This window comes from Bradyrhizobium sp. SZCCHNR1093 (genome assembly GCF_032381175.1).
Taxonomy (GTDB): domain Bacteria; phylum Pseudomonadota; class Alphaproteobacteria; order Rhizobiales; family Xanthobacteraceae; genus Bradyrhizobium.
Window position 1 is genome coordinate 574,272 of the sequence record NZ_JAUHJJ010000003.1, and the last position, 26,322, is coordinate 600,593.

Sequence of the window (26,322 nt, forward strand, 5' to 3'; positions counted from 1 at the left end):
GGGCCGCCCATGAGGTGGCCCTTTTCTCAGGGAGGCGGCGTCGCCGATGCGCTGCGGCTCAGATCTTCTGCCCCGCCGGCCCGACGCCGACGTTGATCATGATCCGCTGCACTTCGGTGCGGCCCTGCGGGAACTTGACCTCGAGCGTCACCGTGTCGGTGCCGGCGAAGTCGGCCCTCGACTGATAGAAGGCGATGGAGCCCGGCACCTCCAGGGCGAGGCACTGCTTGTAGTTGGTCGCGCTGACCTTGCCGCGCTTGATCGTGACGGTGCCGTTGCCCGGCGCCGTCAGCAGACGGATGGAGGGAAGGGGGCCGGACGAGCAGTCGGGCTGGACGTTGAGATAGATCCCGACCTGGATCGGCTTGCCGGCGACGCCCTTGGCGTTGCGTTCGACCGTGGTCTGAGCGGGACCGGGCGCGGGAGCAGGCGTCTGGGCTTGCGCCGCGGCTGCGGTGGCTGCCGCCAGCAGCGCCGAGACGGCTATTCCCGCGAACGCTGCCCGCCATTCTCCTCGCAACAGGTTCATCACCGTCCTCAGCCCCGCATGGTCCCTCAGCGCCGCCAGATTGCCGTATTCGAGCTGATCGTTCAACGGATTGCCGAACTTGCGGCCGACTTCAGCAAACTTCCTTCACGTCCGCCACGGCATCGCCGGCGCGGTGTCATCGGATGGGTCCGATGACGTCATGACTGTTTCCTGCTGTTGCCATTCGTGTCTGCGCAACTCGTCCGCCTCGAGGAATGCGCGGAGTGGACGACATTGGAACGCAGTCATCGGGCTGACATCGATGCCCTTCGGGCGATCGCTGTCGTCATCGTCATTCTCTTCCATCTGAAGATCACGGGTTTCGAGGCCGGCTATGCCGGCGTCGACATCTTCTTCGTCATCTCCGGCTATCTCATCACCGGGCAGATCCTGCGCGACGTCGCCGCGCAGCGGTTCTCGCTGTCGGAGTTCTATCTGCGCAGGGCACGGCGCATCCTGCCGGCGCTGGTCACGACGACAGCGGCGACGTTCGCGGTCGGCTGGCTGTTCCTGTCGCCGGAGGCCCTGCGCCAGCTCGCCAAGGAGGCGACCCACGGGCTGCTCTCCATCGCCAACATCCAATATTGGCGCGAGGCCAGCGCCTATTTCGCGCCGAGCGCGGATCAGTTGCCGCTGCTGCATTTGTGGTCGCTGTCGGCGGAGGTTCAATTCTACGCGCTGGCGCCGCTGCTCCTGATGTGGGCCGGTACGCGTCGGCATGTGTTCCGTGCCATTGCGGCGATCGGGTTGTTGTCCTTTGCCGCGGCCGCACTCTGGTTGCCGCGCGATCCAGAGGCGGTGTTCTTCCTGACGCCGTTCCGGGTGTTCGAATTCGCGCTCGGCGCGCTCGCCATTCCGCTCGAGGCCCGCCTGGCAGCGTCGCCGCGCGCACGCTCTCTCGCCGCCGCCTGCGGCGACGTTCTGTTGTTCGGCAGCCTTCTCCTCATCGGCAGCCATCAGTCCCAGGCAGGCGTCGCCGCGCTGCTGCCCTGCATCGCCACAGCCGTCATCATCGCGGCCAATGCCCCGACGTCGCTGGTGATGGCTCGCCCGGTTCGCGCCGTCGGCGCTGCGTCCTATTCGCTCTATCTCGTGCACTGGCCCGTGATCTTCTTCGTCCGCTTCATCTTCGGCGATGCGGCGCAGACCGCGGCGGGACTGGCGGCGCAGCTCGCGCTGATGGCGGTGCTGACCACGCTGATGTTCGTCATCGTCGAGCGGCCGCTGCGGCGGCTGCCGTGGCCGAGGGTCGCGCAGGTGGCGAGCTTTGCGACCGTGCTCATCGTGGGTGCCGCGCTCACCCATGTGACGTTCCGCGCCAACGGCGTCGTGTCGCGACTGCCCGACGACCAGCTCGCGCTGTTCCAGCTGCAGGGCTTCGGCCTCAACAAATGCGGCCGCACCTTCGGCCGTCTCTGCGCGTTCGGCGATCTCGACGGCACGCGCGGCGTCGAGCTGCTCGGCGATTCCTACGTCCAGCAATATGTCGCCGCGCTCGATGCGACGCTGAAGGCGCGCGGCATGATCGGGCACGTCTCCACCATGAGCGGATGTCCCACGCTCGCGGGGCTCACCGCGGAGGGACCTCGGGCCCAGGTGTGCGCAGAGTTGCGCGACAGCGAGCTGCCGCGGATCCGGCAGTCGCAGGCCGATTTCGTGGTGATCGGGCAGGCGTGGCAGCATTATCTCGATCTCGGCGATGGGCCGGCAGCGCAGGCCCGCAACGCCGCGGTCGCCGCTCATCTTGCCGAGACGATCCGTCTGCTCGACCGGCCGGGCCGGCATTTCCTCGTCGTCGGCGGCCAGGTCCGTCCGGTGAATTGCGCCTTCGATCAGCTACGCATGCTGCCGGGGCCGCGCTGGCATGCGCCCGCCAAGCCGTGCGATGCCGTGCCGAAGGGCGAGGCGGTGGCGACCAACCGCATCATCGATGCCGTCCTGTCGGAGGCGATCAGGCCGTTGGCCAAGGTGACGCTGCTCAGGCCCTCGGAGGTCTATTGCGACCAGGATTGCCCGGTCGTGGAGGGTGGCGTGTGGCTGTTCCAGGATGCCGGCCATTTCACCGTGGCAGGGGCCCAGCGCATGGGCGAGCGCGCCGCGCCGGTGTTCGCGAGGTTCTTGTCGGACGATTAGGTGGCGCTATTCGCTCTTGGGCGCGAAGGGCGCGAGTGTGGGCGAGGCCGCGACGATGCGCGCGGCGGCAAGCTCGGACCCTTGTGCGGTGAAATGGCCGTCGTCCCAGGCAAGCGGTGCGCCGCTGGATGTCTGCAGAACGCAATCCTTGCCGGGGCAGAGAAGAGTGAGCAGCGACACGTAGTCGGTCTGCGGGAAATCCTTTAGCAGGGCTTGCAGAAAGCCGTCGATGCCGCTGAACGTATCCAACATGTGCCCGTCCGGGGAGATGCCGAAGCGTGATGCCGCGATGAGGAGATCCGGCAGTGGACGATCGAATTGCGGGCTCGGCCCGATCACCACCACGCGGCTGCCGGCCCGCGTGATCGCGTTGATCGTGGCGAGCAGGTTCTCGCGTGCGGTGGGCGCCATGGCCGTGCGCGTCCAGTTGCCAGACAGGATCACGATGTCGGGCGCGAGAGCGCGCACCAGTCCGGGCAGCCGGCCATTGAAGTCGGCGCAGGCGGCCGATTGTCCCGGCTCGTCGTGGGGAATGCATTGCGCTAGCGTCGCGCGCAACAGCGTAGCTTGAGGTAGCGCGCGCCTCAGGCCGTGAGCGAGGTGTGCGGCATGGCTGTCGCCCCACAGCAGGATGTTGGGGCGCGTCCCTTCGACGAGGCAGGCAGGCTGCAACATGTCGAACGTCTGGCCCGGGTAGAGGAAGCAGGTCCCCTCCTCATAGACGGTCTTGTGGTCGTAGCTCAGGAAGTCGACCAAGGCCCGCTGCTGCGGCGAGAAGCGCGCGGGGAAACCCGCGGACCAGATCATGATCGCGCAGGCCCCGATCGCGGTCGCGCCGATCGCCATGAGCGCACGTGCGGTGACCGGCCATGCGGCACGTCGGGCGGGCTGCTCGATCAGATAGAAGCTCGTCAGCGCCAGCGTTGCGCAGGCGCCGAGCAGCGCGAGCTTGTCCATGATCGAGCTCGGCGGGCCCCAGATGGCGGCCGCGAACGAGACCACTGGCCAGTGCCAGAGATAGAGCGAGTAGGACCACAGCCCGACCATGATCATCGGCTTGAAGGCCGTCAGCACGGCCTTGCTCGGGGTGGGATTGGCCCAGATCACCGCGGCCGCTCCGAGGCAGGGCAGCAGCGCGGCGACGCCGGGATAGGGCGTGCGCGGCGAGAACACGTTGGCGGAGGCGCCGAGCGCGATCCATCCCAGCGCGGCCACCGCGATCCTCATCCACTGTCCGCGGAGCGCCGGAACGGACTCGACGGCAAGCAGTGCTCCAAGCGCGAGCTGCCAGGCGCGCGCCGGCAGCAGATAGAACGCGGCCGCCGGCTGGATCCGGGTCTGGACCACGCAGAGCAGGAGCGAGACCGCGCAGACGGCGCCGAGGCTCGCCAGCATCAGCGAGCGACGGAGCGCAAAGACGGCCAGCGCCAGCGCCGGAAACAGCAGATAATACTGCTCCTCGACGCCGAGCGACCAGGTGTGGAGCAGCGGCTTGGTGATGGCCGCGGCGTCAAAATAGCCCTGTTGCAACCAGAACAGGATGTTGGAGCAGAAGGTCAGGACGGCCAGCGCCTGATGGGCGGTTGACACCGTCTCGCGCGGCAGCTGGATCAGGCTCGCACCGAGCAGTGTGGCGCAGACCATCGCGAACGCCGCGGGCAGGATGCGCCGGGCGCGGCGCCGGTAGAAGGCAGCGAACGAGAATGTGCCGGCCTGCGCCTCGGCATGAATGATCCGCGTGATGAGGAAGCCCGAGATGACGAAGAACACGTCAACGCCGACATAGCCGCTGCGGAACGGCGAGATGTCGTAATGGAACGCGATCACCGACGTGACCGCGAAGGCACGTAGGCAGTCGATGTCGGGACGATAGTCAGTCGAACTCAAGATGGCCGTCCGCAGGCTCGTATGCGCTGCCGTCGTGAATGGCCGAGCCGCGGCGCGTGCGACGGACCCTGGCACGCTCCAATTGCAACTGCAATGCGGGACGCCAAACACTGTCCGGTCGTGCAAACAGGACACAATGCCATCGAATTGACATCGCAGCGGGAATCCGCGGCTTGCCTTCACAGACTTGCCTCAATGGCGTGATGGCCTTGTCGGAGTTCATGCGTCGAGCGAGCGTGTCATGCGTACATTGGGGCGGAAGGCCGGCCGGGCCGGATTGTTGTGCGGCGTTGTTCTATTTCAGATTGCAGTTGGCGTTTCGCTTGCGCGAAGCGCCGAGCCGGGCGGCTCCTCACCATCCGCAGGCGAGGTGGCCAAGGATCAGGGCAAGGACAGCGGGCCGTTCGGCGGATGCGAGCCGATCGGGTTGACGGCGTCGGGCGAGCTGGTGTTCCCGCTGGAATGCAAGAAGCTGATCAAGAAGCCGGCCGAGGCGCCCGTTGCCGAGGACAAGATCCCTGCAGACGACAAGACCGCGTCGGTCAATCCCGGGCCGTCCGTTCCGAGCCAGGCTGCCAGCGCCGACATTTCGGCCAGTGCCGAGGTCAAGCCTGTCGCGGCTGCGGAGGCGGCTGCGACGACATCCGCCGCCTCGGCTGAGCCGAAGCAGGCCGCAGTTACGGACAAGCAGGATGCGGCTCCGAAGGCCGCCGCAGCAGAGCCAGTCGCCGGCAAGCCGTCCCTGACCAAGCCGTCCGTGAAATCGCCGTCGACGGCGGCAGCAGCGACCAAGCCGTCCTCTGCCAAGCCGTCCTCTGCCAAGACGGCCGCGGCCAATCCGCCCGCGACGACGCCATCCCCAGCCAGGGCCTCATCGGGCAAGCCGTCATCCGGCAAGGCGGCCCAGGCGCAGGCCGTTGTGGTCGCCGTCAGGGATGCAGCGGTCAAGGATGGCGGCAGGACATCGCGCATGGTCGCCAGCCGGCCGATGATCGTGATGGCGAGGCCTGCGGCCGCAACCCCGACCGCGGCCCGGCTGCATCCGGAGGACAAGCCCCGGCTGCGCACAGCGGGTGTGCCGGCCTGCGTCCAGTTCCGCAGCTACAACCCGGCGACGCGCAGCTATCGCGGCTTCGATGGCCACATCTATGCGTGCCGGTGAGGGCTGACGCTCGATCGCCGATTGTGGTCTGGAGGGTGGCGAGTGAAGTGACCGCTGCCGCCCAAGGGCGGCAGCGAGGTCGGGCGGTGCGGCGCCGGAGCTGCTATAGAACGTGAGGCTTCATCTCCGTTCCCCGCCGCGGTCGCTTCCGATTCGACATGACAGAGCCTCAGTCCCACCTGTTCGAGATGCGCCGGCTGGAATCGCTGTCCAACACCATCTTCGGTGTGGCGATGACGCTTCTCGCCTACGACCTGCCGAAGCCCAATTTCGCGCATATGCCCGGCTGGATCGACCTGGCGCATACCTATTCCGGCCGTCTCGCCGGGCTGGTCCTCAGCTTCATCATCGCCGGCGTGTTCTGGATCAGCCACCACCGGCGGCTGGCCCGGCAGCCGTTTGCGGGCCGGCCCGTGGTCATCCTGAATCTGTTCTTCCTGTTGTCGATCGTGCTGCTGCCGGTGACCAACGGGCTCTACGGCGGCTACAGGCTGAGCAGCGCGGTGGCCGTCCTCTATGGCCTGCATCTGACGATCATTGCGTCGCTGAACGCCGCGCTGTGGTGGCTCGCGCTTCCAAGCGGCCGCCATGCCGAGATCGCCGGCGCGATCTTTCCCGTCATCGTGTTCGTGCCGGGCATCGTGATCGCAGCGCTTGCACCGGAGTACGTGCAGTATTTCTGGATGCTCGGCTTCGGCGGCTTCCTGGCGCGGCGGTTCGTCCGCAGTGAGCCGGCGCCCCCGGCACCGTCCGCCGGGGAACGGGCGGAGGTGCCATAAAAAACGCGGCGAGCCGTGAGACCCGCCGCGCTTCCGTTCTTGAACTCGCTGGTCCAGGGCCGAGACCGCCCCATTGCCAAGCCGCGATGGCGCAATCCGCTGACGAATCACGCCCTTAAACGTCGCTCATGAAGAGCCGCTCAGCGGGCGATCCCAGCGAGGTGACAGCGCTTGGTGAAAGACACTGGATCACCTCCTTTCGTTGTTGATGGTCACGCCAATATAGGACGGTCCGGCCGGCGAGGGTAGGGGGCAGATTACGGAACCGGGCCGCCGCCGGCGTGCCGCGGTCTCGGTGTCGCGCGCTGCCATCGCTTCGGGCCGTTCCATCAGGCCAGATCCGGGACCCATCCGCTTCGAAACCCCGCCCCGAAGAGGTTGAGACCCGCCGCGGACCATGTTAGGGAACGCCGAGATGCGGGTGTAGCTCAATGGTAGAGCAGCAGCCTTCCAAGCTGAATACGAGGGTTCGATTCCCTTCACCCGCTCCAGTATTTTCAGCCACTTAGCCAAAGGTAGGTTCTCTTTGGTGGCAAGTATGGTGGCAACCATTTTACCTGACGATTCATTTTCAAATAGAACACTGATCCATGAGAATCATGCTGGACAGTAATGTGCATGATCTGGTTGCGGCCGATCAGGTTGTGATCGGAGCGATTCAGGAGCGCATCGCGGACGGTCAATTGACGCTCGTTAGCACCCACGTTCAGCGCGATGAGCTGTCGCTGGCTCCAGAGCCGAAGCGCGCTGCTTTGTTGGAGATATACGGACTGGCTGGGAAGGTATCGACAACCGGCGCAATTTGGGACGTTTCAGAGTGGGATGAATGCAGTTGGGGCCGCAATGCAGTCAACGCCTCAATCGTCGCGCACATGGCAGGAAATACGAAGCACGCGGAAGACGCGCTGATAGCTGCAACGGCTGCGGACGAGTCTGATGTTTTGGTAACAAACGAAACCCGGCTCGCCGCAAGAATTCATCGCGCCGGGTTTTCGGTCAAGGTTTGGTCGTGGAGTGAATTCGTCGGGTGGTTGACTGTTTGCCGGCCCGAACTGTGACCTCTTACTTGTTAGCCGTCACCACCGCTGCGTCAACGCCAGCCAGCATGACGCCGCACTAGATTTGGCCTGGTCGCTACGAACTCCACGTCAGCCCTTTAGCTGGTAGCCAACCTTCCCAATCCGGAGGCAGTTGGGAATAGCTCGCTTGTCTTCTGTAGCTCCCAACGACGGGTATCAGGTTGTCGCAGGAGCAGAACTTGTCGACGACAGCTTCCTTGATGGCATGAGCGGCTCTCTTTCCCAGTCTGGCTTCTTCGCTGCGGAACCTTGTCCAAAGCAAGACTTCGATGAACTCATGGACGAGAACGCTGTTGAAATCCAATCCCTTCATTTCCGGATAGCTTACGACCAACCGCGGCGCCATCGATGCGCCATTGTGCGACCCGCCCGGACCAAACTTGGTGACATGGACGCGCACGACCTTTGGCAACTGTCGCGTAAGCTGCGCAACGAAATCGGAAGCAAATCGATCCTCCACCCGCCGCCATGGCTGCACGACGCGCTCCAAACTGGCGCCCGGCAAGTCGTGACGCACGATCGCGTCGCGCAGTCTCTCATCTGAAAACTGAGCTATACCTTGCTCGATCTCCGCTTTGAGTGCATCTGGCCAGGTCACATCATATTTCTCGGTTCGAAAGAATTCGAGATTTCCAAGTTGGAAGCGGACGTGTGAGGCCTCGTCTTCGATCGTTGAAGAAAAGCGGAACTCCATGATGGCTACCTTCGTGAAACGCCAGTTGAACGACCGTCGACCGGAGCCGACGTGCCCCGATGCAAGGGTTCAATTCCCTTTATTTCAAATATTTCCAGCTCCGAGAAGCCGTTGCAGCGTCGGTCACATTGGCCGAATCGCCTAGTCGCAAGAGACGCGGTTGCCCATCCGTCGGCACGTCCTGCCGTCGCTGAAATAGGTCGTGTTTCCGATCGTATGCGCCGACGTGCCGTCGCTGTAGTAGGTGTGGTTGCCGATCTGCTGCGAGCTACTGCCGTCGTTGTTGTAGGTGAAGCGCCCGATCTGCTGTGACGAGGAGCCGTCGTTCCAATAGGTGTTGTTGCCGATCCGCTGCCCCGAGGTCCCGTCGTCGCACAGGATCTGGTTGCCGATGAACCGGCAGGTCTCGGCCTGGGCCGCTGTCGCCGCCCACAGGCCGAACGCGATCGCGAGAACGTTGCGCATGAGGTCGATTCCCGAGGTTGCAACATCCAATCGCAACCCACGTGCGAGCGCAACGGAAAACGATCCGCGGTGATCTGCGCGGATCAACGTCCGGCGCCGCGCGTCCTGGTCTTGCCGGCGGCTCCGCCGACCCGGAACGCCCGCATCTGGCCACTCAGGAAGCGCAGCAGGTGACCGGCGGCATGCGGCAGCTCGCGGCCGCGCCGGGTGATGACGCAGGCTTCGCTCGAGGCCAGCAGGCGGTTGTCGACCGGCACGGCAGCGAGTGAGCCGTCGGCAAGATCGGCGGCGATCGAGAAGGCGGGCAAGAGCGTCAGGCCGAGGCCGCTCTTGACGAAGTGGCGGAGCACGTTGATCGAGCTGGTGGTCAGCTTCGGCGACAGAGCGATACGTTCGGCGGCCTCCGCCATCGCCACGATCTGGCGCGTGCCGTAGCTCGGATGCATCAGTCCGAGCGGGTGGTCGGCGAGCTCGCGCAGGCGCAAGGGACGGCCGAGCCGCGCCAGCGCGTGATCCGGCGGCATGATCGCGCACAGCGGCTGCCGGCTCGCGGTGGCGATCCGGATGCGGGGATCGGCGCCCGGATTGAACACCAGCCCGATGTGATGGCGATCCTCGGCAACGGCATTGACGACCTCGTTGGTGCCGGCGAGATCGAACGCCATGGTGAGGTCGGGATGGCGCTGCCAGAACCGGCCGAGCGGGCCGGACATCAGGTCGCTGACGAAACCCTCACCGAGCACGATGTCGACATGGCCGCGCTTGAGGCCCTGCAGTTCGCGCAACTTCGCGACGGTGTCGGCCTGGTCGGCCTGCCATTGTCGGAAGCGCTCGACCAGCAGCGCGCCGGCCTCGGTGGCGCGGATGCCGCGGCTGAGCCGCTCGAGCAGGGTCAGGCCGAGCTCCTTCTCCAGCAGTGCGATCTGCCGGCTGATCACCGACGCGTTGACGTCGAGCGCTTCCGCGGCGGCGCGTACCGAGCCGAGGCGGATCGCCTCGTGCAGATAGTGCAGGCGGTGGTGATCGAGCAGGGCGGACATGGCTTCGGAAACTGTTGACCTCAGGGCAACACTAGCGGCGGAGGGCGCTGATGTCTGCTCCGGATTGGTGCGGCTACGCTGCCGAGGCAAATCCTGGCAGGAGGCCACGTGACGGCGATCGGCATCATCGGACTTGGCAAGATGGGGCGCGGCATGGCGCTGACGCTGAAGGGCGCCGGCTTTGCCGTCACCGGCTATGACGCGCTCGCCGCGACGCGCGCGGCGCTGGCGGCCGAGGGCATCGCGATTGCCGACGGCATTGGCGGCGTGATCGCCGCCGCCGACATCGTCATCCTGTCGCTGCCGACCGCCGGCATCGTCGCCGATGTCGTGGAGGGCGCCGGCGGCATCCTCGCGCAGGCCAGGGCCGGTGTCATCATCGTCGACACCTCGACCTCGCATCCCGAGACCTCGCGCCGGCTCGCAGCCCTTCTCAAGGCGCGCGGCATGGGCTTCGTCGATGCGCCCGTCAGCGGCGGACCGAAGGGCGCGGCGAGCGGCACGATGACCATGGTGATCGGCGCCGACGACGCGGATCTGGCGCGTGTGATGCCGGTGCTGGATCGCATGAGCGCCAAGCGCGTCCATGTCGGCGGCGTCGGCGCCGGCAACGTCGCCAAGATCGTCAACAATCTCCTCTGCGCCGCGCACCTGCTCACCGCCGCGGAGGCGCTGCGCATCGCCGATGCGGCGGGCGTCGATGCCGAGCGGCTGCTGGAAGGTCTGAATGCCGGCTCGGGCCGCTCCGGCGTCACGCTCGTCAACGTGCCCAATTGGATTCTCAACGGCGCCTTCGATTCCGGCTTCACCATGCAGCTGATGCGCAAGGACGTCAGGCTCGCGGCGCAGCTCATCGGTGAGCTCGGACTGTCGCTGCCGATGGCCGCCGACACCGCGCGCATCTGGGCGGACAGCGCCGCCAGCATTGCCGACACTGATGATTTCAACCGCATCGTCGAGCTGCGGCTCGGTTCGATGGCGAAGCCGTGAGCCTGCCGCCATGACCCATTTCATCGATCCCCGCCTGCGCGCCGCGACGCTGCCGTTCTGGCCTGACTTGGAGGCCGTCGGCTCCCATGTCGGCGGTGACCTCATCGTCGGCGATGGCGCGACAGTCTCGGTGAATGATCCCGCCACCGGCAGATTGCTGTTCAGCTACGCCGATGCCGGCGCCGACGTGGCGGCCAAGGCAGCGGCAGCTGCTGTGGCGGGGCAGGCGGAGTGGGCGAATCTGACCGCCGCGGGCCGCGGCCGCGTGATGCAGGCGGTGGCACGGGCGATCCTCGCCGCGGCCGAGCCGCTGGCGCATTTGGAATCGCTGTCCGCCGGCAAGCCGATCCGCGACACCAGGGGCGAGGTCGCCAAGGTCGCGGAGATGTTCGAGTACTATGCCGGCTGGGCCGACAAATTCCACGGCGACGTCATCCCGGTGCCTTCAGGCCATCTCAACTACACGCGTCGCGAACCGATGGGCGTGGTGCTGCAGATCACGCCGTGGAACGCGCCAATCTTCACCGCGGGCTGGCAGATCGCGCCCGCCATCAGCATGGGCAATGCGGTGCTGCTGAAGCCGTCGGAGCTGACGCCGCTGACGTCGCTGGCGCTGGCAAGCATCGCCGAACGCGCGGGCCTGCCGAAGGGCGTCGTCAACGTGCTCGCGGGTTTCGGCCACACCACGGGGCAGGCCGCGCTGGGCCAGCCTGCGGTCAGGAAGGTCGTGTTCGTCGGTTCGGTACCGATCGGGCGGCTGATCGGCGAGGCTGCGGCGCGCAGGCTGTTGCCGTCGGTGCTCGAGCTCGGCGGCAAGTCCGCCAACATCGTGTTCGCCGATGCCGATCTCGAACGCGCCGCCGTCGGCGCGCAGGCCGCGATCTTCGGCGGCGCCGGACAGAGCTGCGTCGCCGGCTCCAGGCTGCTGGTGCAGGGCGCGGTCTATGACCGCTTCGTCGATCTGGTCGCGAAAGGCGCGGCGAAGATCAGATGCGGCGATCCGCTGTCGGCGGACACCGAGATCGGTCCGATCAACAACGCCAAGCAATATGATCACGTGCTGTCGATGATCCGTGAAGGCGCGGCGGAGGGGGCCGAGGTCGTCGCTGGCGCAACTGGCGTGGCGCAGGACGGCGGATATTTCGTCAAGCCGACCGTGCTCAAGAACGTCACCAACGCCATGGGCATCGCGCGCAAGGAGGTGTTCGGTCCGGTCGTCGCCGCGATCCGCTTCGACACCGAGGCGGAGGCGATCGCGATCGCCAATGATAGCGAGTTCGGCCTCGCGGGCGCGGTGTGGACCAGGGATGTCGCGCGCGCGCATCGCGTCGCAGCACAGGTCAAGGCCGGGACGTTCTGGATCAACGCCTACAAGACCATCAACGTCGCCTCGCCGTTCGGCGGCTACAACAACAGCGGCCATGGCCGCTCCTCCGGCGTCGAGGCGCTCTACGAATACACGCAGGTGAAGAGCGTGTGGGTCGAGACCGCGGCCGAGCCGGCCGTGGCGTTCGGCTACGCGCCGGGCTTGCGCGATTGAGCCGGCATGGCATGATCGGTGCAAGAGCTGCGCGCCACGGAACGATCACTTAGTTCCGAAATAAGGAACGGAAACATGCCGCGCTTCGTCAACGTTGCCATTGGTCAGCTCGGCCCGATTGCCAAGAACGAAACACGCACCGCGGTGGTTGCGCGACTGATGGCGTTGATGCGGCAGGCGCACGCCAATGGCTGCGACCTGATCGTCTATCCCGAGCTGGCGCTGACGACGTTCTTCCCGCGCTGGTACATGGCCGATCAGGCCGAGATCGACCTCTATTTCGAGCGCGAGATGCCGGGGCCGGAGACGCAGGCCTTGTTCGCGCTCGCAAAGGATCTGCGCATCGGCTTCTGCCTGGGTTACGCCGAGCTGACGGTCGAAGACGACATCGTGCACCGCTACAACACGGCCATTCTCGTCGACAAGACCGGCGCGATCGTCTCGAAATACCGCAAGGTGCATCTGCCGGGACATGCCGAGCACGAGCCGTGGCGCAAGTTCCAACATCTGGAAAAGCGGTATTTCGAGCCGGGCAAAAGTTTCGGCGTCGCCAGCGCCTTTGGCGGCGTCATCGGCATGGCGATCTGCAACGACCGCCGCTGGCCCGAGACCTATCGCGTGATGGGGCTGCAGGGCGTCGAGATGGTGCTGATCGGCTACAACACGCCGGTGCACAATCCGCCCGCACCGGAGCATGACGACCTTTCGCTGTTCCACAACCGCCTGGTGATGCAGTCCGGTGCCTATCAGAACGGCACCTGGGTGATCGGCGTCGCCAAGGGCGGCATCGAGGAGGGCATCGACCACATCGCCGGCAGCTGCATCATCGCACCCTCGGGCGAGATCGTGGCGGCCTGCGCCACCAAGGGCGACGAGATCGCGCTGGCGCGCTGTGACCTCGATTTGTGCAGATCCTATAAGCAGACGATCTTCAATTTCGACGTCCACCGCCAGCCGCAAGCCTATGGCATGATCGTCGAACGCAAGGGCGAGCGGCTGATGGCGGATGGCTCGCCGGTGCGCAAGCCGTGATGCGGCCAGCTGGCACACTGCGTAGGGTGGGCAAAGGCGCAGCCGTGCTGTTTCCAAATGTGAGACCGCAATGGCGCCGTGTGCACCGTCTTGCGGCGGAGTGTGCGGCGCGATGGTGGGCACGGCGCCACGGTGACCTCGGACGTGGAGGGATTATCGCATCGCCTTTGCCCACCCTACGGCACCTGCGCCCTTGCGCCTCATGCCTCATTTGCGTTCAAATGAATCCCCTTCGCGCGCATGGCATGGGCCTTGCTTACAATTTCGGCAATTGAACTCAGGCAAGTTGCATCAGGAGAGAACATGGATCGCAGAACGGTATTGAAGGGATTGGCGGGCGCGAGTGGCCTGGCGCTGACGGGGTTCGCGGCGCCGGCGATCGCGCAAGGCGCGTCCGCACGGACGCTGCGTTTCGTGCCGCAGGCCAATCTCGCCAATTTCGATCCGATCTGGGGCACGCAATATGTCGTGCGCAACGCGGCCGCGATGGTGTGGGATACGCTGTACGGCATCGACGACCAGTTCGTGCCGCAGCGCCAGATGGTGGAATCCGAGCAGGTGTCCGACGACGGCCTGACCTGGACCTTCAAGCTGCGTCCCGGCCTGAAATTCCACGACGGCGAGCCGGTGCTCGCCAAGGACGTCGTCGCCAGCCTCACGCGCTGGTCGGCGCGCGATCCGATGGGTCTGATGCTGAAGGCGCTGCAGAACGAACTCACGGCCGTCGACGACAAGACCTTCAAATGGGTGTTGAAGCAGCCCTATCCGAAGATGCTGTTCGCGCTCGGCAAGGGCAATGCGCCCTGCGCCTTCATCATGCCCGAGCGCATTGCGCAGACCGACCCGTTCAAGCAGATGGCGGAATATGTCGGCTCTGGCCCGTTCAAGTTCGTCAAGGGCGAGTGGGTGCCGGGCGCCAAGGCCGTGTTCGAGAAGTTCACCGACTACGTGCCGCGCCAGGAGAAGCCGGTGTGGCTCGCCGGCGGCAAGCAGGTGCTGGTCGATCGCGTCGAATGGGTGATCATGCCGGATCCCGCGACCGCGGCCGCCGCGTTGCAGAACGGCGAGGTCGACTGGTGGGAGAACCCGATCACCGATCTCGTGCCGGTGCTGAAGGGCAACAAGAACATCGGCGTCGACATCGGCGATCCCCTGGGCAATGTCGGCTCGTTCCGCATGAACCACCTGCATGCGCCGTTCAACAACGTGAAGGCGCGCCAGGCGATCCTGATGGCGATGAGCCAGGAAGATTATATGCGCGCGCTGGTCGGCGACGACAACGCGCTGTGGAAGCCGCTGCCCGGCTTCTTCACGCCGGACACGCCGCTCTATACCGAGGCGGGCGGCGACATCCTCAAAGGCAAACGCGATTTCGCGGCGGCCAAGAAGCTGCTCGAGGAGGCCGGCTACAAGGGTGAGCCGATCACCTGCGTCGTCGCGCAGGACCAGCCGATCACCAAGGCGTTCGGCGACGTTACCGCTGATCTCCTGAAGAAGCTCGGCATGACCGTCGACTTCGTCGCCACCGATTGGGGCACCGTCGGCGCCCGCCGCGCGCAGAAGACGCCGCCTTCGCAAGGCGGCTGGCACATGTTCCACACCTGGCACGCAGGCGCCGACTGCATCAACCCGGCCGCCTACACCGCGCTGCGCGCCAATGGCGACAAGGCCTGGTTCGGCTGGCCGACCAGCGAGCCCGTGGAAAAGGAGATCACCAACTGGTTCGCCGCCAAGTCGCTCGACGAGGAGAAGGCGGTTGCCGCGCGCATCAACAAGGCCGCGCTCGACGACGTCGTGTTCGCGCCGACCGGCTTCTTCCTCGGCTACACCGCGTGGCGCAAGAACGTCTCCGGCGTGACCAAGGGGCCGATCCCGCTGTTCTGGGGCGTGTCGAAGACGGCGTAAAGCGAAAGACGTCTCATGCTCGCTTATGCGCTCCGACGAGTCCTGTCGACGCTGCCGGTGATGGCGATCGTCGCGCTGTTCGTCTTCAGCCTGCTGTACATCGCGCCGGGCGATCCGGCCGTTGTCATTGCAGGCGACCAGGCGAGTCCGGCCGACGTCGAGCGCATCCGCGCCAATCTCGGACTGGACCAGCCATTTCTGGTCCAGTTCGGCAGCTGGGTATGGCGTCTGCTGCACTTCGATCTGGGCACCTCGATCTTCACCAACCTGCCGGTGTCGGCCCTGATCGCCCAGCGGATCGAGCCGACCTTGTCACTGATGATGGTGACTTTGGTCCTCACCATCATCGTCGCGGTGCCGCTCGGCGTCATCGCTGCGTGGAAGGCAGGGACCTGGATCGACCGCATCATCATGGCCTTTGCCGTGTTCGGCTTCTCGGTGCCGGTGTTCGTGGTCGGCTACATCCTGGCCTACGTGTTCGCGCTGAAGTTCGACTGGCTTCCGGTGCAGGGCTACACGCCGCTGGCCCAAGGCGTCTGGCCGTGGCTGCAGAACCTGATCCTGCCCGCGATCGCGCTCGGCTGCGTCTACATCGCGTTGATCGCGCGCATCACCCGCGCCGCCATGCTCGAGGTGCTGCAGCAGGACTATATCCGCACCGCCCGCGCCAAGGGGCTGGGGCAGGGCGGCATCCTGTTCATTCATGCGCTGAAGAATGCCGCGGTGCCGATCGTCACCGTGGTCGGCATCGGCATCGCGCTTCTGATCGGCGGCGCCGTCGTCACCGAGAGCGTGTTCGCGATCCCTGGTCTCGGCCGGCTCACCATCGATGCCATCCTGCGCCGTGACTATCCGGTGATCCAGGGCATCGTGCTGCTGTTCAGCTTCGTCTACGTGCTCGTCAATCTCCTGATCGACATCACCTACACCCTGGTCGACCCGAGGATCCGCTATTGACCGCCACGACATCCACATCGCCGCCGCCGGGCCTCGTCCTCGCGCCTGTTCTGCCCGACCTGATGGTTGCGCCGAAGATCCGGCGCGGCGCCATCGGCTTCCTGCGCAACCATCCGACGGTGGCGATCGGCGGCGCACTGCTGCTTCTGCTCGTCATCATCGGCGTGTTCGCGCCATTCCTCTTCACCGTCGATCCCACCGCGATCGCGCCGGCCAAGCGCACGCGGCTGCCGTCGGCGGATTTCTGGTTCGGCACCGATGCGCTCGGCCGCGACATCTATTCCCGCGTGCTCTATGGCACCCGTGTCTCGCTCACGGTTGGCCTCGCGGTGGCGCTTGGCGCCTCCTTGATCGGGCTGACCATCGGCCTCGTCGCCGGCTTCGTGCGCTGGGCCGACGGCGTGCTGATGCGCTGCATGGACGGGCTGATGTCGATCCCGCCGATCTTGCTGGCGGTGGCGCTGATGGCGCTGACGCGCGGCAGCGTCGGCAACGTCATCCTCGCCATCACCATCGCCGAGATCCCGCGCGTGGCGCGGCTGGTGCGCGGCGTCGTGCTGTCGTTGCGAGAGCAGCCCTATGTCGATGGCGCCGTCGCCTCGGGCACGCGCACGCCGATGGTCATCCTGCGCCACATCCTGCCGAACACGACCGCGCCGATGCTGGTGCAGGCGACCTACATCTGCGCCAGCGCCATGATCACCGAGGCGATCCTCTCCTTCATCGGCGCCGGCACGCCGCCGACCATCCCGTCCTGGGGCAACATCATGGCCGAAGGCCGCGCGCTGTGGCAGGTCAAGCCCTACATCGTGTTCTTCCCGGCGGCGTTCCTGTCGGTGACGGTGCTCGCGGTAAATCTCGTCGGCGACGGCCTCCGCGACGCGCTCGACCCGCGCATGGCGAAGAACCCATGAGCAGCGCAGTCAGAGACCGCCGGGAGCTCAAATGATGCCATTGCTCGAGGTCGAGAATCTGCAGGTTCATTTCCGCACCCCCACCGGCATCAACCGCGCCGTCGACGGCGTGTCGTTCCACGTCAATCCCGGCGAGACGCTCGCCATCGTCGGTGAATCCGGCTGCGGCAAGTCGGTCACGTCGATGTCGATGATGCGCCTGATCCCGGAGCCGCCCGGCAAGATCGCCGGCTCCATCCGCCTCGAGGGCAGGGAGATCCTGACGCTCTCCGACCGCGAGATGCGCGCGCTTCGCGGCAACGACATCTCGATGATCTTCCAGGAGCCGATGACCAGCCTCAACCCGGTGCTGACGGTTGGCCGCCAGATCGGCGAGACCTTGCGGCTGCATCAGGGGCTCGACCAGGCGCAGGCGGAGGCGCGCGCGGTGGAGATGCTGACCCTGGTCGGCATCCCCGAGCCGGCACGGCGCGTGCGCGAATATCCGCATCAGCTCTCCGGCGGCATGCGCCAGCGCGTGATGATCGCGATGGCGCTCGCCTGCAATCCAAAGCTCCTGATCGCCGACGAGCCGACCACCGCGCTCGACGTCACCATCCAGGCGCAGATCCTCAAGCTGATGCTGGAACTGAAGCAGCGCGTCGGCGCTGCGATCATCCTGATCACCCATGATCTCGGCGTCGTTGCCGAGGTCGCCGAGCGGGTGATGGTGATGTATGCGGGCCGCAAGGTCGAAGAAGCGCCGGTGAGGGAACTGTTCCGCAGCCCCCGCCATCCCTACACGCAGGGCCTGCTCGGCGCGCTGCCGAAGCTCGGCTCGTCGCTGTCGGGCGAGATCAAGCGGCTCGCGGAGATTCCCGGCCAGGTGCCGGACCTCAAGCAGCGCATCGAGGGCTGCGTGTTCGCCGGCCGCTGCGCGCTCGCCACCGATGTGTGCCGGCAATATGCGCCGGGGCTGGAGCAGAAGGCGCCGCACCACATCGCTGCCTGTCACTTCGCCGCCAAGGAGCAGGCCGCCGCATGAGCGCTCCCTTGCTGCAGGTCAACGACCTCAAGAAGCATTTTCCGATCCGCAGCGGCCTGTTCGGCCGAGCCAAGAGCCGGGTGCACGCCGTCGACGGCGTGTCGTTCGAGATCGCGCGCGGCGAGACCCTGTCGCTGGTCGGCGAATCCGGCTGCGGCAAGTCGACCGTCGGCCGCGCCATCCTGCGGCTGTTCGACATCACGGCCGGACAGATCGTGCTCGACGGCCTGCGCATCGACGATCTCGGCCCGCACCGCCTGCGCGAGATGCGCCGCCGCGTGCAGGTCGTGTTCCAGGATCCGTTCTCCAGCCTCAATCCGCGGATGCGCATCCGCGACATCCTCGCCGAGCCGATCAACAATTTCGGCCTCGCCAAGACTGCGGCCGAGCGCGATGCGCGCATTGCCGAGCTGATGGAGATCGTCCGGCTGCCGCGCGACGCCGTGAACCGCCGCCCGCACGAATTCTCCGGCGGCCAGCGCCAGCGCATCGGCATTGCACGCGCGCTCGCCGCCAAGCCCGACCTGATCGTTTGTGACGAGGCGGTGTCGGCGCTCGACGTCTCCGTCAAGGCGCAGATCGTCAACCTGCTGCAGGATTTGCAGCGCGAGTTCGGCCTCGCGCTCCTCTTCATCAGCCACGACCTCGCCATCGTCGAGCACATGACGCACCGCGTCGCCGTGATGTATCTCGGCCGCATCGTCGAGCTCGCCCCGCGCCGCCAGATCTTCGCGTCCCCCGGCCATCCCTACACCAGGGCGCTTCTCTCAGCCGTCCCAATTCCCGAGCCCGGCGCCGAGCGCACCCCGATCATTCTCAAGGGCGATGTTCCCAGCCCCGTCAACCCGCCCAAGGGCTGCCGCTTCAACACCCGCTGCCCGCTCGCATTCGACCGCTGCCGAGTGGAGGCGCCCGAGCTGCGTCTGAAGGGCGAGGACCAGTGGGTGGCGTGCCATCTGGAGAATGTGTAGTTGTAGTCGTGTAGGCGCTACGCGGCGAAAGCCGCGCAGCGACGTGCCCACCGCCCGGTGCGAATGACAGCTTGATGCACGAGACCGTCGGGCCGATCGTCGTTGCAAGCGCAGCGAAGCAATCCAGAATCGTTCCGCGGCGGGCAGTCTGGATTGCTTCATTGCGCTCGCCATGACGGAGGAGAGATGGTGCGTTTCTCGCGCGGATCTGTCTGGGTGCGGCGCGTAGCCCGCATGAGCGATAGGCGGCGCGCGGGACGCGCGTCGGCGCCAGCGACATGCGGGGTCTCACGTGCCGTGTCGGTGAACCCGGATGTGTCGCTGCGCTCATCCGGGCTACGTGGCGACTGATCCGCGTCTCCGCTCTCCCGCCAACCTCCGTTGTCGTCCCGAGCAAGCCACGACGGCGCGAAGCGGCGGCGGGGCGCCGACCCGGGACCTATCCTCCGTAAAGAAAGGCCGCTGGGCTGCGGGCGTCGGGCCATCTCGTGTCACCAATCCCCCGTGGTTATGGGTCCCTGCGTACGCCGGGAAGACAGCGGAGTTTTGGGAGGCTGCGAGACTCTGCGGCGAGCGGCCGCGATGCGCGTGGGGGACCCTGGGACCCATCGGCCGCACCGGCCTCGTCAATCGACGGCACGCGGCCCCGTCTCCAGCGGTGGAAGGCGGCATCGCTGCGCCGCGTGCCGGCGCTGCACCCCATGTTTGAGGAACGGTACCACAGCCGTGCCCGGTTCCGACCAGCCGTCGGCTCACCGGGGTACGGCCTCGGCCGCTTTAGGCTGCAAGCGATCGACTGAATTTCGTCCAATAGAACGTCGCAAAGCGCGATCTGCGACAACAGGGTGGCCTCTGTCGATTGGAGCGACGTCGGCCGATCGAGGCGCAGCTTTGCTGCGCGGAGTCTACTTAGCGATTTCAATACAGCCTGATTGGACAGGTCGCCGCCTCGAATATCGGTCATTTTTTTCTGCACCACGACTACACCAGACCCGTCGCATCAGGACCGATTTGGTTCAAAGCAATCGGTATGCCACGAAGGGGGCCGGGAGCGGACAACGCGACCTTGCGGATCCCTTCGGCGTCTGCAAAGCAGCGCCCAGGGACATCAATTGGCGGTTTGCAGTCGGTTCCGAATTTAGAACCTGGCACGTTGAGTTGACGATTTGCGTGCCTGATTGGCAACTTATCGCTTTTGGTCGAGCGATTGGCGACCTGCTGATAACGTATTGCAGTCGTGCCAGACTGGAAGATGATCGCTGTGCCCGGCGAGGGGATGACCTGGTGCACTGCCACTGAACTGGTAATCCCTACAAGATAAGTAATAGAATGCAACGTGACCGTCTTGATAAGCATGATAAGGACTCACTTCATATCGCCTCATATCGACAGGCGTGTGGACGTTGCCAGGCTCGCGTTGTGACAAGGTCATAAGTTCATCGCTTCGGTGACCTGCTTCGCAATATCGAGTATCTCAAGCGCCCAGTGTCGACGGTTGGGCGGCGCTTGTCTTGATCACCTGATCCCCATTCCCTCAAAGCCGTCGAGCAGCACGCGAACGACGCCCGCTCAAGCTTGAGAGCCAATCATGAGGACTGTGTCCCATAGGAAACGTGAGACACTGGCGGTGTGTCAGTGGGCAGGATGATCACCGCCTCGTCCAGTACGGACCTCATGAGTTCCACGTCGTCGGGCTGAAATACTGGTCCCGTGCCGCCACGTTCGTCTCCTCTCTTGCGGCCGCAGAGAAGACCTGCGGCCTGTTCATCTCAACGAGATTGAAGCGCGTCGCGCAGCGATTTTGAAGTCATTCTCAAGTCCAGTCTCTGCAAACTTTGCTCAGAATTAGCTGCATCACTAGCCAATTACCCTTTCGAATTAACATGTGAGAAACGGGAACCTGATGGAACTGCGGCGCCTGTCGCCTGACGAAAGTGTTCGGAGGTTGACTTGGATCAGCCCCGAAGACGTACGCTCCAATATTTTGGCAAAAACCATATAAGAGTGGGGACCGATCCTCCGATGAACCTCGACCGATCCGTGAGCCTGCTGAGCCGCGCTCCCGTCATTCGTACAGACGATCCGGAGGCGATGGAGCACGCGTTGCGTACGGTCTACGGGGCAACTGGATTCGCAGTCTCCAACGCAGATGGCTTCCAGGGGGTGGGCAACTACCTTCAGCTTGCGAGCATCGGCCTCGGCTTTTGTGCATATGGCGGCGCAAGGTCAGTCGTCGAGTTCCCGGAGAGCGACTTCGCGCGCCTGCAAATTGGCCTTAAGGGCAGCGCTGTGACCATTCTAAATGGCACGGCGATCGCGATAACCGAGCGGCAGTCCTGCATAGTTGCGCCGGGAGAGCCCAACAAGATTGTGTTCGAGCCAGGTTATGAGCAGCTCATTCTTCGAATAAGCGCGAGGGCGTTGGAGCAGACATTGACGACGCTGCTCGGTGCAAAGCCAGCCGGTGTCCTCAAGTTTGATCCCATAGCGGCTGCGGTGCAGCCGAACGCTCTGGTCTTGCGCGATCTGGCGATGTTCCTCGCTCATCAGTTGGATGCTGCGGCTACAGAGCTGCCACGCACGGTGCTCGTCGAACTGGAGCAGGCTCTCATCGTTTCCTTCCTGTCGGCTCACCGCCACAATTTCAGCGAGCTGTTGGAGAGAGCCGAAAAGGACGTCGTGCCGCGGATCGTCCGGCTGGCCGAAGAGTATATCGAGGCCTCTTGGGACCGCGCCATCACGATCGAGGCGTTGGCATCACAGACAGGCGTCAGCATCCGCGCGCTCTATACTGCTTTCAAGAAGAGCCGCGGATACTCGCCGATGGCGTTTGCGAAAACGGTGCGATTGCGGCGGGCAAAGCAGATGCTCTCGGGGGCAGATCAGCGCACCTCCGTCTCTGCAGTCGCCTTCAATTGCGGCTTCGGAAATCTCGGACACTTCGCAAGAGACTATCGCGACATGTTCGGTGAGCTTCCATCCGAAACTCTGTCGCGCGGGCGGCGCGCCGCCTAGCTGTGGAGCCTCAAGAGGTTGTCCTCGGTCAACCCGAGTCTGCTGATCGGCGTTTGAGATTTTATACCACCGTGGGGCCGGTGCCAGTTGTATTGGTGCAGCCAGATCGGCAGCTCTTCGGCGCGTCGATCTGAGGTGGGATAGGCTTGGGCGTAAGCCCATTCCCGAAGTGCGGTCTGGATGAAGCGCTCGGCCTTGCCGTTAGTTTTTGGCGTGTAGGGCTTGGTGCGGATGTGCTTGATGCCCAGGTCCCGGCAAGCGTCGCGGAAGGCGAAGGACTGGTAGCAGCTCCCATTGTCAGTCATGACGCGCGTGACGGTGACGCCGAGGCTTCTGTAATAGGCTACAGCCGCCTTGAGAAAGGGAACAGCGCTGTCCGCCGTCTCGTCGGGCTTGATCTCGGAGAAGGCGACGCGGGAGTGGTCGTCAATGCAGACGTGGACGAAATCCCAGCCGGCGCCGCGGCTCTTGTTCGGACCACTCCGATCGCCGGTAATGCGGTGGCCGACGCGCTCGAAACGCCCGAGCTTTTTGATGTCGATGTGAATGATCTCGCCGGGGTTCTCGCGCTCATAGCGACGAACCGGCTCGGCCGGCTCCAGGTCGCGTATCCGGTTCAAGCCCAAACGGCGAAGAACACGGCTGACGGTAGCCGGCGACACCTCGACTTCGGCTGCGATCTGCTTGCCGGTGTGGCGCTGCCGGCGCAAGACCTCGATGGCTGTGCATGTGGCTGACGGGGTTTGGCTCGGCGATGAATGAGGTCGCGACGAGCGGTCGAGCAAGCCATCCACACCTTCTGCGCGGAAGCGCTTGACCCATTTGGCGACGGTCTTCGGCGTCGTGTTGAAGAGGTCAGCCGCGCCGGCCTGGCTCAGCCCACCCTCCACCACGCTTCGAACCATCGCCTCTCGACCTTTGGGCGTCAAAGGCGCATTCTTGTGGACGTTCATCTGGTCTCTCCTTGGAACACTGAAGCTTCGCAACCTCAGCTTCCTCGGTTCAGACCAGATGGACAACCTCCTGAGACACCACACCTAGCTCGCCTGACAGAAGCGCCGGCCAGGAGCATTCCCAAGAGCGCCGGGGCCGGCAACGCGCGGTGGGCAGGTTGTGCCCGGCGAAGCTTGCTGATGATGTCCAGTAGTCGCAGCCAGGCTGGGCCTCCGTGCTGTGTCTGGAGGCAAAGCGACCGAACTGCGACATTACGGGCGACGTGTCATAATCATTGCGCTCGGCGGCGGACATGCTGCAGGGCGGGTCAGGGCGTGCACGCGACGAATCGCCGGATAGCGACGTTCCATGGCGATTCACGCACCTCCCGCTCGGCGATGCGGGGCAGCGGCACCCCCGCTTGCCCAGCCTGCGATTGAGGGCTTCGCACCCTGCGACCGGCCTGCCACACCAATACAGCCAATCGTCCACATGCCGTGCCGTCGCCGGGCGGGTGCATTGTCAGGAGCCCTTATGGCGATTAAAGATTCCGACCCAGACCGCGTCGGCACCGCAAGCCTTCCCGCGCGGTCATGCGTTCGATGAGGCCGCCATGCATCTTGCCCATGATCCCACAGCGCCGGCGGCAGCAGGGATCAGCTTCGACCAGTTCCTGGTCGTCGACATCCGCGTCGGCACCATCGTCGCGGCCGAGCCCTATCCGGAGGCGCGCAAACCGTCGCTGAAGCTGACGATCGATTTCGGGCCCGGCATCGGCACCAGGCGCTCCAGCGCCCAGATCGCCACGCTCTACGATCCAGCCACCCTGATCGGCCGCCAGGTCGCCGGCGTCGTCAATTTCCCGCCGCGCCAGATCGGCAAGTTCATGTCCGAGGTGCTGACGCTCGGCTTCCCGGACGAGGCCGGCAACGTCGTGCTGTTCCAGCCGGACAAGCCCGTGCCGAATGGCGCGCGGCTGTTCTGAGCGCCGGGGAGAGCCGACCACCATGGATATGCTGCTCGAACCTGTTACGCTGCCGCCATTCCCCGAAGGATTGAGGATTTCGCTGCGGCAGATGCATCTTCTCCAGGCTCCCATGGGCGGCACCCTGGTGACCGGCGGCGCTACCTTCCGCGTGTTCGCGCCGCATGCCAAGGCGGTCTACGTCTCCGGCCCGTTCAACGACTGGGCGCAGGACGCGAGCTGCCGCCTGGCGCCGATCGGCAACGGCCATTGGGCGATCTTCATCCCCGGCCTGAAGGACGGCGACGCCTACATGTACTTCGTCGAAGGCGAGGGCACCTCGGGCTACAAGCGCGATCCGCATGCGCGGCTCTTGACCGTCGATCCGCCGTTCCCGCAATCGCATTCGGTGCTGCGTAATCCCAACGCGTTTCCCTGGCACGACACCGCGTTCACACCGCCGCCTTATAGCGAGCTCGTGATCTACCAGCTCCACGTCGGCACCTTCGACATGAAGGCGGGCAATCCCGACGGCTGCTTCTTCGACGTGATCGAGCGCGTGCCGCACCTGGCGAAGCTCGGCATCAACGCCATCGAGCTGCTGCCGGTGCAGGAATTCCCGACCATGTTCAGCATGGGCTACAACGGCACCGACCTGTTCAGCCCGGAAACCGACTATGGCGAGGCCGAGGAGGCGCATCTCGCCGCCTATGTCGCCCGCACCAATGATATCCTGGTCGCGGCTGGCGCGGCGCCTTACGCCGGCGTCGACACCGTGCGTCATTGCGACGACCAACTGCGCGCCTTGATCGACGTCTGTCATGTCCATGGCATCGCGGTGCTGTTCGACGTCGTCTACAACCACGCCGGCGGCGGTTTTGACGAGAACAGCATCTGGTTCTTCGACCGTCAGGCCTATGGCGATCCCAACCGCAGCCTGTACTTCACCGACCAGGGCTGGGCCGGCGGCCAGGTGTTCGCCTATTGGAACGCCGACGTGCGGCAGTACCTCGTCGACAATGCCGTGATGCTGTACCGCGAGTACCACGCCGACGGCCTGCGCTTCGACGAGGTCAGCGTGATGGACCGCTTCGGCGGCTGGGCGACCTGCCAGCAGCTCACCGAGGCGCTGCGCGCCGAGAAGCCCGACGCGTTCCAGATCGCCGAATATTGGCCGGTGAACCCGTGGGTGGTGAGGGACATCGCACAAGGTGGCGCCGGCTTCGACGCGACCTGGAGCGACGGCCTGCGCCTTGCTGTGCGCGGCGCCGTCGCCAGCGCGGCCGGAGGCGCCGGCGCTGCCGTTGCGATGCAGCCGATCGCCGCGGCGATCGCCGATCTCAGCCTCGACAAGCGCTGGCGCGCGGTGAACTCGATCGAGAACCACGACATCGTCTATGCCGGCCGCGAGCCGCGCATCCCGCGCCTCGCCGATCCCGTCGACAGCCGCTGCTGGTATGCGCGCAGCCGCAGCCGCGTCGCCACGGGCCTGTTGCTGACCGCGCCGGGCATCCCGATGCTGTTCATGGGCCAGGAACTGTTCGAGGACAGACCATGGAGCGACACGCCGAACCCCGACACAACGATCAGTTGGGCGCTGCTTGACGGCGAGGACAAGGTCACCGCCGATGCGATGCGCTTTACCAGCGAGCTGATCGCGATCCGCCGCACCCATCCGGCGCTGACCGCCGAAGGCTGCGCCATCGTCCACGTCCATGACGGCAACCGCGTGCTCGCCTTTCACCGCTGGGATGGCCAGGGCGACGACGTCGTCGTGATCGTGAGCCTGAGCGAGACGCCATGGCGCGACTACGCGATCGGCTTTCCGGCGGCCGGGCAGTGGAAAGAGGTGTTCAACAGCGACGTCTACGACAATTGGGTCAATCCGGATGTCGTCGGCAACAATGGCGCTGTGATCGCAGGCGGCCCGGCGCTGCACGGCCAGCCGTGCTCGGCGATGGTGACGATCCCGGCGAACGGCGTGCTGGTGTTTGCGCGGGCGTAACGGCCGTAGGGTGGGCAAAGGCGCAGCCGTGCTCTGTCCACGACCCAGATCGGGATTGCGCCGTGCCCACCATCTTCGCCGTCGAGCTCGCCGATCCACGATGGGCACGCTGCCGCCTTCGGCGGCCGCTTTGCCCACCCTACGGCAGCGCGCCCGCAGCGGCGACATGTGGAAGATGGACGCTTGGTCTTTCCTCCGTCATTGCGAGCGCAGCGAAGCAATCCAGAATCTTTCCGCAGAGACAGTCTGGATTGCGTCGCTGCGCTCGCAATGACGCGGCAAGAGCGCGTTACGCTGCCAACGA

The 26,322-nt window shown here is 65.3% G+C and carries 22 protein-coding genes and 1 tRNA gene; 16 read left to right on the top strand and 7 right to left on the bottom strand.

Annotated elements, in window-relative coordinates; translation table 11 throughout:
- Window positions 1-58: 58 nt before the first annotated feature.
- Window positions 59-595 (bottom strand): hypothetical protein, encoded by a 537-nt coding sequence (locus QX070_RS13630; RefSeq protein WP_409998842.1) that lies wholly within the window; start codon window positions 593-595, stop codon window positions 59-61.
- Window positions 596-763: 168 nt separating this feature from the next.
- On the opposite strand from QX070_RS13630, the gene QX070_RS13635 reads away from it, so the two are divergent.
- Window positions 764-2,662: an acyltransferase family protein gene (locus QX070_RS13635; RefSeq protein ID WP_315737546.1), complete on the top strand. Its 1,899-nt coding sequence runs from the start codon at window positions 764-766 to the stop codon at window positions 2,660-2,662.
- Window positions 2,663-2,668: 6 nt separating this feature from the next.
- Here QX070_RS13635 and QX070_RS13640 read toward each other — a convergent pair whose 3' ends face one another.
- Window positions 2,669-4,549, bottom strand: coding sequence for an acyltransferase family protein (locus tag QX070_RS13640; RefSeq protein WP_315737547.1), 1,881 nt, complete (start codon window positions 4,547-4,549; stop codon window positions 2,669-2,671).
- Window positions 4,550-4,919: 370 nt separating this feature from the next.
- Here QX070_RS13640 and QX070_RS13645 point away from each other — a divergent pair, with 370 nt between their 5' ends.
- The 4 genes from QX070_RS13645 (at window position 4,920) to QX070_RS13660 (ending at window position 7,548) form a co-directional block, all read left to right on the top strand.
- On the top strand, window positions 4,920-5,711 hold the full coding sequence (locus QX070_RS13645; RefSeq protein WP_315737548.1) for a hypothetical protein: 792 nt from the start codon (window positions 4,920-4,922) through the stop codon (window positions 5,709-5,711).
- Window positions 5,712-5,869: 158 nt separating this feature from the next.
- Window positions 5,870-6,490 (top strand): TMEM175 family protein, encoded by a 621-nt coding sequence (locus tag QX070_RS13650; RefSeq protein ID WP_315737549.1) that lies wholly within the window; start codon window positions 5,870-5,872, stop codon window positions 6,488-6,490.
- Window positions 6,491-6,907: 417 nt separating this feature from the next.
- A tRNA-Gly gene (locus tag QX070_RS13655) sits at window positions 6,908-6,981 on the top strand.
- A 99-nt stretch (window positions 6,982-7,080) separates the two neighbouring features.
- On the top strand, window positions 7,081-7,548 hold the full coding sequence (locus tag QX070_RS13660; protein WP_315737550.1) for a hypothetical protein: 468 nt from the start codon (window positions 7,081-7,083) through the stop codon (window positions 7,546-7,548).
- A gap of 76 nt (window positions 7,549-7,624) precedes the next feature.
- Here QX070_RS13660 and QX070_RS13665 read toward each other — a convergent pair whose 3' ends face one another.
- The 3 genes from QX070_RS13665 to QX070_RS13675 form a co-directional block, all read right to left on the bottom strand.
- Entirely contained in the window at window positions 7,625-8,263 is a 639-nt protein-coding gene (locus tag QX070_RS13665) for a hypothetical protein (RefSeq protein ID WP_315737551.1), read from the bottom strand.
- 141 nt (window positions 8,264-8,404) lie between these two features.
- Window positions 8,405-8,728, bottom strand: coding sequence for a hypothetical protein (locus tag QX070_RS13670; protein WP_315737552.1), 324 nt, complete (start codon window positions 8,726-8,728; stop codon window positions 8,405-8,407).
- Between the two features lie 83 nt (window positions 8,729-8,811).
- The gene (locus tag QX070_RS13675; RefSeq protein WP_315737553.1) at window positions 8,812-9,768 is read right to left on the bottom strand and encodes a LysR family transcriptional regulator; all 957 of its coding nucleotides are present in this window, start codon (window positions 9,766-9,768) and stop codon (window positions 8,812-8,814) included.
- Window positions 9,769-9,876: 108 nt separating this feature from the next.
- Here QX070_RS13675 and QX070_RS13680 point away from each other — a divergent pair, with 108 nt between their 5' ends.
- The 8 genes from QX070_RS13680 to QX070_RS13715 all read left to right on the top strand — a co-directional run bounded on the left by QX070_RS13680 (window position 9,877) and on the right by QX070_RS13715 (window position 19,101).
- Window positions 9,877-10,758, top strand: coding sequence for an NAD(P)-dependent oxidoreductase (locus QX070_RS13680; RefSeq protein WP_315737554.1), 882 nt, complete (start codon window positions 9,877-9,879; stop codon window positions 10,756-10,758).
- Window positions 10,759-10,768: 10 nt separating this feature from the next.
- The gene (locus QX070_RS13685) at window positions 10,769-12,298 is read left to right on the top strand and encodes an aldehyde dehydrogenase family protein (protein WP_315737555.1); all 1,530 of its coding nucleotides are present in this window, start codon (window positions 10,769-10,771) and stop codon (window positions 12,296-12,298) included.
- A gap of 75 nt (window positions 12,299-12,373) precedes the next feature.
- Window positions 12,374-13,330, top strand: a complete 957-nt coding sequence (locus tag QX070_RS13690) for an N-carbamoyl-D-amino-acid hydrolase (RefSeq protein ID WP_315737556.1) — start codon at window positions 12,374-12,376, stop codon at window positions 13,328-13,330.
- Between the two features lie 303 nt (window positions 13,331-13,633).
- A complete protein-coding gene (locus tag QX070_RS13695) occupies window positions 13,634-15,235 on the top strand; it encodes an ABC transporter substrate-binding protein (RefSeq protein ID WP_315737557.1) in 1,602 nt (533 codons plus the stop codon).
- Between the two features lie 15 nt (window positions 15,236-15,250).
- Entirely contained in the window at window positions 15,251-16,192 is a 942-nt protein-coding gene (locus QX070_RS13700) for an ABC transporter permease (RefSeq protein WP_315737558.1), read from the top strand.
- The gene (locus tag QX070_RS13705; protein WP_315737559.1) at window positions 16,189-17,106 is read left to right on the top strand and encodes an ABC transporter permease; all 918 of its coding nucleotides are present in this window, start codon (window positions 16,189-16,191) and stop codon (window positions 17,104-17,106) included. Before QX070_RS13700 ends, QX070_RS13705 begins: the two co-directional genes overlap by 4 nt.
- Before the next feature lie 34 nt (window positions 17,107-17,140).
- On the top strand, window positions 17,141-18,130 hold the full coding sequence (locus QX070_RS13710; protein WP_315737732.1) for an ABC transporter ATP-binding protein: 990 nt from the start codon (window positions 17,141-17,143) through the stop codon (window positions 18,128-18,130).
- A complete protein-coding gene (locus QX070_RS13715) occupies window positions 18,127-19,101 on the top strand; it encodes an oligopeptide/dipeptide ABC transporter ATP-binding protein (protein ID WP_315737560.1) in 975 nt (324 codons plus the stop codon). The genes QX070_RS13710 and QX070_RS13715 overlap by 4 nt, the downstream gene beginning before the upstream one ends.
- Window positions 19,102-20,082: 981 nt before the next feature.
- Here QX070_RS13715 and QX070_RS13720 read toward each other — a convergent pair.
- Window positions 20,083-20,457, bottom strand: coding sequence for a hypothetical protein (locus tag QX070_RS13720; RefSeq protein ID WP_315737561.1), 375 nt, complete (start codon window positions 20,455-20,457; stop codon window positions 20,083-20,085).
- A gap of 666 nt (window positions 20,458-21,123) precedes the next feature.
- Between QX070_RS13720 and QX070_RS13725 the strand changes: the two genes are divergently transcribed.
- Window positions 21,124-22,116, top strand: a complete 993-nt coding sequence (locus QX070_RS13725; protein WP_315737562.1) for an AraC family transcriptional regulator — start codon at window positions 21,124-21,126, stop codon at window positions 22,114-22,116.
- On the opposite strand, the gene QX070_RS13730 is transcribed toward QX070_RS13725, so the two are convergent.
- On the bottom strand, window positions 22,113-23,069 hold the full coding sequence (locus QX070_RS13730) for an IS481 family transposase (protein ID WP_315737563.1): 957 nt from the start codon (window positions 23,067-23,069) through the stop codon (window positions 22,113-22,115). The genes QX070_RS13725 and QX070_RS13730 overlap by 4 nt on opposite strands.
- 593 nt (window positions 23,070-23,662) lie before the next feature.
- Between QX070_RS13730 and QX070_RS13735 the strand changes: the two genes are divergently transcribed.
- Together QX070_RS13735 and QX070_RS13740 are read left to right on the top strand one after the other, a co-directional pair.
- Entirely contained in the window at window positions 23,663-24,034 is a 372-nt protein-coding gene (locus QX070_RS13735; protein ID WP_315737564.1) for a tRNA-binding protein, read from the top strand.
- A 22-nt stretch (window positions 24,035-24,056) separates the two neighbouring features.
- Entirely contained in the window at window positions 24,057-26,018 is a 1,962-nt protein-coding gene (locus tag QX070_RS13740) for an alpha amylase C-terminal domain-containing protein (RefSeq protein ID WP_315737565.1), read from the top strand.
- Window positions 26,019-26,322: the final 304 nt, after the last annotated feature.

Bases quoted from the DNA above. Each gene is read 5' to 3' on its own strand.
- QX070_RS13650 (WP_315737549.1), top strand. From the start codon at position 5,870: ATGACAGAGCCTCAGTCCCACCTGTTCGAGATGCGCCGGCTGGAATCG.
- QX070_RS13660 (WP_315737550.1), top strand. From the start codon at position 7,081: ATGAGAATCATGCTGGACAGTAATGTGCATGATCTGGTTGCGGCCGAT.
- QX070_RS13665 (WP_315737551.1), bottom strand. From the start codon at position 8,263: ATGGAGTTCCGCTTTTCTTCAACGATCGAAGACGAGGCCTCACACGTC.
- QX070_RS13670 (WP_315737552.1), bottom strand. From the start codon at position 8,728: ATGCGCAACGTTCTCGCGATCGCGTTCGGCCTGTGGGCGGCGACAGCG.
- QX070_RS13675 (WP_315737553.1), bottom strand. From the start codon at position 9,768: ATGTCCGCCCTGCTCGATCACCACCGCCTGCACTATCTGCACGAGGCG.
- QX070_RS13685 (WP_315737555.1), top strand. From the start codon at position 10,769: ATGACCCATTTCATCGATCCCCGCCTGCGCGCCGCGACGCTGCCGTTC.
- QX070_RS13690 (WP_315737556.1), top strand. From the start codon at position 12,374: ATGCCGCGCTTCGTCAACGTTGCCATTGGTCAGCTCGGCCCGATTGCC.
- QX070_RS13695 (WP_315737557.1), top strand. From the start codon at position 13,634: ATGGATCGCAGAACGGTATTGAAGGGATTGGCGGGCGCGAGTGGCCTG.
- QX070_RS13700 (WP_315737558.1), top strand. From the start codon at position 15,251: ATGCTCGCTTATGCGCTCCGACGAGTCCTGTCGACGCTGCCGGTGATG.
- QX070_RS13710 (WP_315737732.1), top strand. From the start codon at position 17,141: ATGCCATTGCTCGAGGTCGAGAATCTGCAGGTTCATTTCCGCACCCCC.
- QX070_RS13715 (WP_315737560.1), top strand. From the start codon at position 18,127: ATGAGCGCTCCCTTGCTGCAGGTCAACGACCTCAAGAAGCATTTTCCG.
- QX070_RS13720 (WP_315737561.1), bottom strand. From the start codon at position 20,457: ATGCTTATCAAGACGGTCACGTTGCATTCTATTACTTATCTTGTAGGG.
- QX070_RS13725 (WP_315737562.1), top strand. From the start codon at position 21,124: ATGAACCTCGACCGATCCGTGAGCCTGCTGAGCCGCGCTCCCGTCATT.
- QX070_RS13730 (WP_315737563.1), bottom strand. From the start codon at position 23,069: ATGAACGTCCACAAGAATGCGCCTTTGACGCCCAAAGGTCGAGAGGCG.
- QX070_RS13735 (WP_315737564.1), top strand. From the start codon at position 23,663: ATGCATCTTGCCCATGATCCCACAGCGCCGGCGGCAGCAGGGATCAGC.
- QX070_RS13740 (WP_315737565.1), top strand. From the start codon at position 24,057: ATGGATATGCTGCTCGAACCTGTTACGCTGCCGCCATTCCCCGAAGGA.